We start from the raw sequence: 10111 nt of genomic DNA, 5'->3' as shown, positions 1-10111 counted from the left end.
CAACCACCTTTTTCACCGCTGTCGATCTTTCGATCGAAGCCCCTCCGGTACTACCTTGAACATCTAACTCGTTGAATCTCAAGGAGTTTTCCGTTCCGACTGCGCCGGAAGTGGGGCGAATTATAGAGAGATCTGCGGGGGCGTCAAGCACTAATTCAGGCTTTTGTTGCAGAAGTTGCTTTTCGGCTCGCCAAACGCGGAATTCGTTGAGCAAACACAGGGATGCGCAGTGCCAGCAAGAATGCACCCATTGCCGCATAAACCGCCCACTCCTTGAGGTCAGCGCGCACAACCCAGAGAAAGTGCAGTAAACCCAAGGCAAGAATCACGTAGACCAACTTGTGCAACTTCTTCCAACGCGCCCCCAGCCGCCGCTGACTGTAGCGATTGGACGTCACCGCCAAGACCAGCAAACCGAGAAAGCCCAATGCCCCGACAATAATGTAAGGCCGCTTGCTGAGCTCGACGCCCAACTGCCCCCAGTCCAGGCCCAGCACAAACACCATGTACGACGTCATGTGCAGCACTATATAAGCAAAACACCAAAGCCCCAGCTGCCGGCGCGAGACGATCCACCCCGCCCAGCCAGTCAGGCGCTGAAGCGGCGTCATGCTCAAGGTAATAAGAAGAAAGATCAGCGCCCCCAGCCCCAATCGGTCAACCAGGATTTTGCCGGGGTCCGGCCCCAGCGCATTCATGGCTGCTTCATACAGCCACCACAGTGGCCAGGCACTGGCCAAAATGAAAATACCAAGACGAAACAGTGGATAGCGCATCAATAGTTCTTCCGCAGATCAAGCCCGCTATAAAGCCCTGCCACTTCTTCGGCGTAGCCGTTGAACATCTGGGTAGGGCGCACGTTCGGACTGAACAAGCCACTCGGCAATCGACGCTCTCGCGCCTGGGTCCAGCGCGGGTGATCAACCTCGGGATTGACGTTTGCATAGAAGCCGTACTCTTCCGGCGCTATTGCCTGCCAGGTGGTGCGAGGCTGCTGTTCAACCAGGCTGATACGGACAATCGACTTGATGCTCTTGAAGCCGTACTTCCATGGCACCACCAGGCGTAACGGCGCACCGTTCTGATTCGGTAGCTCTCGCCCATACATGCCCACCGCGAGGATCGCCAAGGGGTTCATCGCCTCATCCATGCGCAAGCCTTCTATATAAGGCCAGTCGATCAGCGCGAAATTGGAGCGCTGCCCCGGCATGGATTTCGGATCTTGCAGCGTTTCGAAGCGGATAAAACGCGCTTTGGCTGTGGGCTCTACCTGCTTGAGCAACGCCGAAATCGGAAAACCAAGCCAGGGAATGACCATCGACCACGCCTCAACACAACGCAGTCGGTAGATTCGTTCCTCCAGCTGGTAGGGTTTCATGAAGTCTTCCAGCGCATAACGCCCGGGTTTGCCCACCTCACCATCAATAACAACCGTCCACGGCTCGGTCTTTAGGCTACCGGCATTGGCGGCCGGATCACCCTTGTCGGTTCCGAACTCGTAGAAGTTGTTGTAGTGAGTGGCATCTTTGAACGGGGTAATCGCCTCCCCCGGTGCAGTGACGGCCTGCCACTGCGTAGCGCCGAGCTTTTCGCTGAACCAGCCAGGCGCCCTGCCCGCCTCGACATTGGCATACCGTGATACTTCTGCCGCCCCCACCAGACGCGGCAATGCTGTAGCGGCCAAGGCAGCCAGTGACCCGCCGAGGACGGCACGGCGTGATACGTAAAGGGATTCGGGGGTAATTTCCGACTCTTTGCAATCGGACGCTTTGGGCAGCTTGATTAGCATAGTGGCTCCGTAGAACTGGAAGACTGATGCACCAGTAGACTACGGAGCCCAAGTGAAATTACATCACTCGATAGTTTTCCGTCGACGGATGCGCAGCAGGTACTGCACCGGGCCGGAAGCCGCATAGCCGAGGAACACCAACAGCAGAATGCGCGGTGGATCACTAAAGACTACTGCGAATACCAGCACCACTGCCAGAATTGCTACGAAGGGTACGCGGCCCTTGAGATCCAGCTCTTTGAAGCTGTTGTACTTGATGTTGCTGACCATCAGCATACCCGCCGCAGCCACCAGCAACGCCACCAGGAACGAAAGCTTCGAGCCCTGGATACCGTAGTCACTGAACGCCCACACGGTACCGGCCACCACACCCGCCGCAGCCGGGCTGGCCAGGCCGATGAAGTAGCGTTTGTCAGCCTTGCCGACCTGGGTGTTGAAGCGCGCCAAACGCAACGCTGCGCCTGCAACATAAATGAAGGCGACCATCCAGCCGACTTTACCCATGTCACCCAAGGCCCAGCCAAACGCCAGCAATGCCGGCGCCACACCGAAGGCAACCATGTCCGACAGCGAGTCGTACTCGGCACCAAAGGCACTTTGCGTGTTGGTCATACGCGCCACACGGCCATCGAGACCGTCGAGCACCATGGCAACAAAAATCGCGATTGCAGCAAAGGCGAAATACTTGCTCGCCTCGCGCGGGTCACCAGCGCTCAGTGCCGCCTGGGCACTCATGGAGTTGATGATGGAATAGAAACCGGCGAACAGGTTCGCGGTGGTGAACAGGTTAGGCAGCAAATAGATGCCGCGATGACGTACCTTGCGTCCTTCGGCGTCATGCCCTTCTTCAACATGCTCATCGATCGGTAGCAGGCTTTCGGCGTCAGAGGCCTTGTTCGGCTCTTCGGGACGTTCGCTCATTGAGATTACCTTGCAACGGAGTGGAAAATTTCGACAGATGTCTGCGACGAGGGTTCGCCGACAGACGATGAAGCTTTATACCAGAAGCTGACCGCCTAAACGAAAAAACGCGGCCGAAGCCGCGTTTTCATCGCATCAAAACAAGATTAGTTCTTGGCTTTGTCGACGATTTTGTTCGCTGCGATCCAAGGCATCATCGAGCGCAGTTGCTCGCCGATTACTTCGATACCGTGAGCGGCGTTGTTACGACGCTTGGCGGTCATCGATGGGTAGCCGGTAGCACCTTCGCTGATGAACATCTTGGCGTATTCGCCGTCCTGAATACGCTTCAGAGCGTTGCGCATAGCCTGACGGGATTCGGCGTTGATAACTTCTGGGCCGGTCACGTACTCGCCGTATTCGGCGTTGTTGGAGATCGAGTAGTTCATGTTGGCGATACCGCCTTCGTACATGAGGTCAACGATCAGCTTCAGTTCGTGCAAGCACTCAAAGTAGGCCATTTCAGGCGCGTAGCCAGCTTCAACCAGGGTTTCGAAGCCCGCTTTGACCAGCTCAACAGTACCGCCACACAGAACGGCTTGCTCGCCGAACAGGTCGGTTTCGGTTTCGTCTTTGAACGTGGTTTCGATGATACCGGTACGGCCGCCACCAACGCCTGCAGCGTAGGACAGCGCAACGTTCTTGGCGTTGCCCGAAGCGTCCTGGTAGATCGCGATCAGGTCAGGAATACCGCCGCCTTTGACGAACTCGGAACGTACAGTGTGACCTGGCGCTTTTGGCGCGATCATGATCACGTCCAGGTCAGCGCGTGGCACAACCTGGTTGTAGTGAATCGCGAAGCCGTGGGAGAAGGCCAGGGTAGCGCCCTTCTTGATGTTCGGCTCGATTTCGTTCTTGTACAGCTGGCCTTGGAACTCGTCCGGGGTCAGGATCATGACCAGGTCGGCAGCAGCAACAGCGGAAGCTACGTCGGCAACTTTCAGGCCGTGAGCTTCGGCTTTGGCAACAGTGGCCGAACCTTTACGCAGACCGACAGTGACATCCACACCGGAGTCTTTCAGGTTGCACGCTTGAGCGTGGCCCTGGGAGCCGTAACCGATGATGGCAACTTTTTTGCCCTGGATGATCGAAAGGTCGCAGTCTTTGTCGTAGAAAACTTTCATGAACATACCCCTGTTATCTCGGCCCGATAGGGCCATCGCTAATTTTTTGAGTTAGATGCTGAGCACTTTGTCGCCACGGGCAATGCCGGTGACGCCACTGCGCACTGTTTCGAGAATGGACGCGGTACCGATGGCCTGAATGAAGCTATCAAGCTTGTCGCTGGCGCCAGTCAGCTGCACGGTGTAGACGCTGCTGCTGACATCGACGATCTGCCCACGATAGATATCGGTGGTGCGTTTGATCTCGGCACGCTGTGCGCCCGTGGCCTTGATCTTGACCAGCATCAGTTCACGTTCGATGTGCGCGCTTTCCGAGAGGTCGACCAGCTTGACGACTTCAACCAGCTTGTTCAGGTTTTTGGTGATCTGCTCGATCACCTCATCATGACCGACCGTGGTCAACGTCAGACGCGACAGGGTCGGGTCTTCGGTCGGCGCTACGGTCAGGCTTTCGATGTTGTAGTTACGCTGCGAGAACAGACCCACCACGCGAGACAAGGCACCGGGTTCGTTTTCCAACAGCAGGGAAATAATGTGCCGCATGATTAGGTACGCTCCGTCTTGCTCAGCCACATGTCGCGCATAGAGCCGTCTTTGATCTGCATCGGGTAGACGTGTTCGCTGTTGTCGACCTGGATGTCGATGAACACCAGGCGGTCTTTCATGGCGAACGCTTCTTCGAGCTTGGGCTTGAGGTCCTTCAGGCTGGTGATGCGAATGCCCACGTGACCATAGGCTTCAGCCAGCTTGACGAAGTCAGGCAGCGATTCCATATAGGAGTGCGAGTGACGGCTGTTGTAAGACATGTCCTGCCACTGGCGAACCATGCCCAATACGCCGTTGTTCAGGTTGACGATCTTGACCGGCAGGTCGTACTGCAGGCAGGTCGACAGCTCCTGAATGTTCATCTGGATGCTGCCCTCGCCGGTAACACAGGCAACGTCCTGGTCCGGGAAGTTCAACTTGACGCCCATGGCCGCCGGGAAACCGAAGCCCATGGTGCCCAGACCACCGGAGTTGATCCAGCGGTTCGGCTTGTTGAAGCGGTAGTACTGCGCCGCGAACATCTGATGCTGACCCACGTCGGAGGTCACGAAGGCATCGCCTTTGGTCACTTCGCAGAGGGTTTCGATTACGGTTTGCGGCTTGATGACGTTACCGTCGCCCTTGTCGTAAGGGAACATGTCGCGATCACCACGCCACTCTTCGATCTGCTTCCACCAGGCGTCCATCGCGGCCTTTTCTGGCTGCTCGCCGATTTCGCGCAAGGTCGCAACCATTTCGGTCAGGACGCTGTCGACTGGGCCGACAATCGGCACATCGGCCTTGATGGTCTTGGAGATCGACGCCGGGTCGATATCGATGTGGATAACTTTGGCGTTCGGGCAGAACTTGGCCGGGCCGTTGACCACGCGGTCGTCAAAGCGTGCACCGACCGCGAAAATCACGTCGGCGTGGTGCATCGCCAGGTTGGCGGTGTAGCTGCCGTGCATACCGAGCATGCCGAGGAACTGGCGGTCGGTACCCGGATAGCCACCCAGGCCCATCAAGGTATTGGTAACTGGCAGGTTGAGCATCTGGGCGATTTCGGTCAGCGCAGCAGAGCCGCCACCGAGGATCACGCCACCGCCGGCATAAACCACCGGACGCTTGGCCGCCAGGAGCATTTCTGCAGCCTTGCGGATCTGCCCCGAGTGACCACGGACAGCCGGGCTGTAAGAGCGCAGCTTGACCTTTTTCGGGTAGACGTATTCGAACTTTTCCGCCGGGTTGGTCATGTCTTTCGGGATATCGACAACGACCGGACCTGGACGGCCCGACTGCGCCAGATAGAAGGCTTTTTTCAGCACTTCCGGAATTTCCGACGCATGTTTGATCATGAAGCTGTGTTTCACGATCGGCCGGGAAATACCGATCATGTCGGTTTCCTGGAAGGCATCGGTGCCGACCATGGTGCTAGGCACCTGACCGGAAAGAATGACCATCGGGATGGAGTCCATGTACGCAGTGGCAATACCGGTAATGGCATTGGTTGCGCCCGGACCGGAAGTTACCAGTACCACGCCGGCTTTGCCGGTGGCACGGGCGTAACCGTCCGCCATATGAGTAGCAGCCTGCTCGTGACGAACCAGGATGTGGTGCACTTCCGGTTCTTTGAACAGGGCATCGTAAACATGAAGGAGAGCACCACCAGGGTACCCGTAGATGTGCTTAACGCCTTCGTCACGCAAAAAGCGGACGACCATCTCAGCGCCAGATAAAAGCTCCACGTTGTTCACCTCTAAAACGCCAGAATACCGCCCACGGTGGACGGGTCTTAATAGGTTTACTGCCAAGCAGAGCATGAGCGACGGAATCGCCGACTACGTCAGCACTGACTGAGCAAGTATTGGGAGCACCCCAAAGTGTTGCGGGGTTTTCCCACCCAGCGCGAGGTAACGCGTTGCGGGGTGTAACAGGTCGGCGCGGGTGTGCGCCTCATGATCTGCTTAGCGGGTCTGCTTCTGGCAGTCCCTCTACAGCGGAATCTGGATTCTTCTTTTTCGGCGCGCGCAAGTCAAGAAAAATTATTGCCAATTTCGCGCAAGGACGAACAACAGCCACCACTATTACCAACGACAGCAGCAGAAAAACAAACATTCCATACAAAAAGAGCCACAATCTGTGGCTCCAAGGGTGAAAAGAGGGAAATTCAGGCAGATGGACTGATCAATTGATCAAATTCTGCTAGTAGCCTGCGTAGCTCGCGGCTTTGCTCCGGACGATCGGCATAAACCGTTTCAGCCATGACCAGGATGCCGGAAGCATTCGGCAGCGCCAGCCCCTTTTCGAGAATCTCTTTCATTTTCGGCAGAAAAATCCACTGCAGCCACTGGTCGAAGTTCATGCTATCGACCGCAAACGGCACGGTGCTCGCCAGCGCTTGCGCGCTAGGGGCTGCGTCGCTCCACCAGCCCTGGGCGTGTAACTCGTGCTCAATCAGCAGCAGGTGATCGGCAATTTCCAGAATGCGCGGGTCCATTACAGGTTGACCTGCGCTTTCTGCCGCGCCAGCGCTGCACCGGCGGAGTCGCCCTGCTTGTCACGGGCCTGGGCAATGATCCCCCACAGGCCTGCTTGCAGGTCTGGGCGGCCGTTGGCGTAAGTCAGGGCGCGGCGGGCCAACTGCTCGGATTGCGCGGCATCACCCTGAGCCAGACGCACCTGGGCCAGGCGGTAAAGCACTTGCGGTTCGCGCGGGGCGATACGCTGGGCACGTTCCAGGCTCGACGACGCACCGTTGTAATCACCGCTGCCCTGCTGTTGCTGGGCCGTGGTCAACAGCGCAAGCACTGGACCGTCGAGCTGTTCATCCGCCGACAAGACGCCGCTGGCTGCACTGCGCGGAATGCCGCTAGGTGCGCTCGGCGTAGTGCTGCTTGGCATGGTGTAGCTGCCAGCGTTGGTCGAACTGCTCTCGAACGGCAGCGAACTGCTTGGGCCCGGCGTGATCGGGCTGGTGCTGATCGGCGCTGGCGCGGTCGAAGCCGGGAAGGTTTGAATCGGCGAAGCGCCTGCCCCTTGCGGCACCATCACAGTGACACCGGAGTCCTGAGGCACTGCTTGAGCCTGACGAGTACCGCTATTGACCTGCTGCGCGCCACGGTTGGCGGTGACCCGCTCGCTGTTGGATACACGCGTGCCCGAGTCGACCACCGGAATCGAGCCGCGCTGCACGCTGGCACAACCGTTGAGCAAAGCTAGAGCCGTCAAGGCAGGAATCCACCACTTGTTCACTTCACACCTCTCGCTTAATGCTTAATTCATCCAGCCCTTGACCCAATCCATAACGGATTCGGCCGGGTCCTGCGTACCGCCACAGGCAGCACCGGCAGGCGGCTCACTGCCGCGAATATACGGCATCTGTACTGCCCCCGGGCAACTGCTGTCAGAGCCCTGCCCGGAGTGCGGGTCAATCCATGCCTGCACCACGTTATCGGGTAGCGGCATGTCCAGCGGCAACGGGTCGGCCTTGCGCATGAAACTGGTCCAGACCTGCAGGGCGCCGGTGGCACCGGTGAACGGTGTTTTGCCGTTGTCATCACGCCCCAGCCAGACCACCGCCAGCAGATCCTGACTGAAGCCTGCAAACCAGCTGTCACGCGAATCGTTACTGGTACCGGTCTTGCCTGCCAGGTTCAACGAACTTGGCAACACACTGTAGACCGAGCGGCCGGTACCCTCGCGCATGACGCGCTGCATAGCGTTCTGCACCAGGTAGATCGCCCCCGGGTCGAAGGTTTGCTGGATCTGGAACGGGTAACGCTTGAGCGGTTCACCCTCTGCAGTCAGCACGCTGCGGATACCGCGCATCGGCGTGTTGAAACCACCATTGGCCAGGGTCTGGTACATGGTTGCGACCTGCATCGGCGACATACCACCAGCGCCCAGCAGCATCGACGGGAACGCTGGCCATTCAACATTCACGCCCAGACGCCCAATGGTTTTGAGCACATTTGGCACCCCCAGTTCCAGGCCTAGCTTGGCCGTCGACAGGTTGTAGGAGTTTGCCAAGCCCTGGTACAGGTAGATCGTGCCGTGGGAACGACGGTCATAGTTCTGCGGCCGCCAGACCTGGCCGTCGCCACCTTTGACCGAGAACGGCTCATCTTGCACCCAACTGGTCAGGGTGTACTGGCTCGGCTTTTCCAAGGCGGTCAGGTAGACAGCAGGTTTAACCAGCGAGCCAATCGGCCGTACGGCATCAATCGCCCGGTTGAACCCGGCAAAGCCCGCCTGGCGGCTGCCGATCAACGCCTGAACCTCACCGGTTTCAGGGTTGGTCACGACCATCGCCGCTTCGACTTCGTCCGCACCTTTGCGACCGGCCAGACGCTTGAAAGTCTCGGACATTGCAGACTCAGACTTCATCTGCAAAATCGGATCGAAGCTGGTGAAAATTCGCAGGCCTTCTTCAGTCAAGTCTTCGTCGCGGTAGTCTTGGCGCAGCTGGCGTTTGACCAGATCAAGGAAACCGGGGAAGGAGCTGTCGGCCAAGCTGCCGCGCTTGGTTACACCCAACGGCATTTTCTTCGCTGCGGCAACCGCTTCGGGAGTGGCTACACCCTGCTCAGCCAGCAGATCCAGCACCAGGTTACGCCGCACGGTGGCGCGCTCTGGGTAACGGCGCGGGTTGTAGTAAGAAGGCCCCTTGACCATCCCCACCAGCAGCGCCACTTGATGCAGTTTCAATTCAGACAGCGGCTGACTGAAGAAGAACTGGCTGGCCAGGCCAAAGCCGTGCACCGCACGCTGGCCGTCCTGACCGACGAACACTTCGTTCAGGTACGCTTCGAGGATCTCGCGCTTGTCGTAGTGCAGTTCCAGCAGCAACGCCATCATCGCTTCGGTCAGCTTGCGGCTGAGGCTGCGCTCGTTGGTCAGGTAGAAGTTCTTCACCAACTGCTGCGTCAGGGTACTGCCGCCCTGGCGCATCGCCCCCGAAGAGGTATTGACCCAGACAGCACGGGCAATCGACTTCGGTGACACCCCGAAGTGGCTATAGAAGTCGCGGTCTTCCACAGCGACCAGGGTTTCCAGCAAATACGGCGGCACCTGATCGAGCTTGATCAGGATGCGGTCTTCAAGGTTTTTCGGGTACAAACCACCGATCAACAGCGGCTCCAGGCGAACCACGTCGAGCTTGGAACCATTGAGGCCACTCAAGCCCGCTACATAGTCGCCAGAGAAACGCACACGCACCGCTTGCGCCTGCTCCATGCCCTCATAGAACTGGAAGCCACGGGTGTTGAGCTCGACGGTGTTGCCATTGACGGCAGCCGCGCCCGGGCCGTTGGCAACGCTCTCACGGCGATAGCCCAAGGCATCGAGCTCGATGAGGAAGTCGCTCTTGCTCAGTTTCTGTCCGACGAACAGCTCCAGCGGCCGGGCATAGACCTTGGCCGGGATGGTCCAGCGCTTGCCGGAGAACTTCTCCTGGACCACAGCGTCGAGGTAAATGGCGAAGCCTGCCAGCACCACAAGGCCAACCAGGCTGAGCTTGATGGCCCAGCCCAGCCAGGCGCGAGAGCGGCCAGACGGGCGTTTTTTCGGGGTACGGGGGGATCGGGTACGAGTCATGGCGGCGGATTATACGCACTTTATCGATCATCGACAGGCGCCCTCCGGCGGTTTGCACCAGCCACGCTTGCCGCCATAATGGCCGACTCGAAATCACCAAGACCCAGAAGGATCGCCC

At 58.4% G+C, this 10111-nt stretch carries 10 protein-coding genes; 1 reads left to right on the top strand and 9 read right to left on the bottom strand.

Translation table 11 applies throughout. The annotated features are described in order from the left end of the window. Nucleotides 1–155 precede the first annotated feature (155 nt). The 6 genes from msrQ to ACVWSC_RS04195 all read right to left on the bottom strand — a co-directional run bounded on the left by msrQ (nucleotide 156) and on the right by ACVWSC_RS04195 (nucleotide 6143). Nucleotides 156–776 carry a protein-methionine-sulfoxide reductase heme-binding subunit MsrQ gene (gene msrQ / locus ACVWSC_RS04220; RefSeq protein WP_442112187.1) on the bottom strand — a complete coding sequence of 207 codons (621 nt, stop codon included), beginning with the start codon at nucleotides 774–776 and terminating at the stop codon, nucleotides 156–158. Next, nucleotides 776–1789 carry a protein-methionine-sulfoxide reductase catalytic subunit MsrP gene (msrP, locus tag ACVWSC_RS04215; protein WP_442112186.1) on the bottom strand — a complete coding sequence of 338 codons (1014 nt, stop codon included), beginning with the start codon at nucleotides 1787–1789 and terminating at the stop codon, nucleotides 776–778. Before msrP ends, msrQ begins: the two co-directional genes overlap by 1 nt. A gap of 63 nt (nucleotides 1790–1852) precedes the next feature. After that, entirely contained in the window at nucleotides 1853–2710 is an 858-nt protein-coding gene (gene pssA, locus ACVWSC_RS04210) for a CDP-diacylglycerol--serine O-phosphatidyltransferase (protein WP_442112185.1), read from the bottom strand. A gap of 146 nt (nucleotides 2711–2856) precedes the next feature. After that, nucleotides 2857–3873: a ketol-acid reductoisomerase gene (ilvC, locus tag ACVWSC_RS04205; RefSeq protein WP_038616234.1), complete on the bottom strand. Its 1017-nt coding sequence runs from the start codon at nucleotides 3871–3873 to the stop codon at nucleotides 2857–2859. 51 nt (nucleotides 3874–3924) lie between these two features. Continuing rightward, on the bottom strand, nucleotides 3925–4416 hold the full coding sequence (ilvN, locus tag ACVWSC_RS04200) for an acetolactate synthase small subunit (protein WP_010223016.1): 492 nt from the start codon (nucleotides 4414–4416) through the stop codon (nucleotides 3925–3927). 2 nt (nucleotides 4417–4418) lie between these two features. Further along, nucleotides 4419–6143, bottom strand: coding sequence for an acetolactate synthase 3 large subunit (locus tag ACVWSC_RS04195; RefSeq protein ID WP_442112184.1), 1725 nt, complete (start codon nucleotides 6141–6143; stop codon nucleotides 4419–4421). 201 nt (nucleotides 6144–6344) lie between these two features. On the opposite strand from ACVWSC_RS04195, the gene ACVWSC_RS04190 reads away from it, so the two are divergent. Continuing rightward, nucleotides 6345–6590 carry a hypothetical protein gene (locus ACVWSC_RS04190; protein WP_442112183.1) on the top strand — a complete coding sequence of 82 codons (246 nt, stop codon included), beginning with the start codon at nucleotides 6345–6347 and terminating at the stop codon, nucleotides 6588–6590. Here the strand turns inward: ACVWSC_RS04190 and ACVWSC_RS04185 are convergent. From ACVWSC_RS04185 to mrcB, 3 genes are read right to left on the bottom strand one after another with little or no spacing between them, the layout of a single operon-like run. Beyond that, nucleotides 6566–6895: a YqcC family protein gene (locus ACVWSC_RS04185; RefSeq protein WP_442112182.1), complete on the bottom strand. Its 330-nt coding sequence runs from the start codon at nucleotides 6893–6895 to the stop codon at nucleotides 6566–6568. The genes ACVWSC_RS04190 and ACVWSC_RS04185 overlap by 25 nt on opposite strands. Then, entirely contained in the window at nucleotides 6895–7650 is a 756-nt protein-coding gene (locus ACVWSC_RS04180; RefSeq protein WP_442112181.1) for a tetratricopeptide repeat protein, read from the bottom strand. The genes ACVWSC_RS04185 and ACVWSC_RS04180 overlap by 1 nt, the downstream gene beginning before the upstream one ends. Nucleotides 7651–7671: 21 nt before the next feature. After that, on the bottom strand, nucleotides 7672–9993 hold the full coding sequence (gene mrcB / locus ACVWSC_RS04175) for a penicillin-binding protein 1B (RefSeq protein ID WP_442112180.1): 2322 nt from the start codon (nucleotides 9991–9993) through the stop codon (nucleotides 7672–7674). Nucleotides 9994–10111: the final 118 nt, after the last annotated feature.

It is taken from the genome of Pseudomonas sp. NUPR-002, assembly GCF_056322725.1.
The sequence above is the reverse complement of the archived record's forward strand: the minus strand, read 5'-3'. Positions and strand labels throughout refer to the sequence as shown.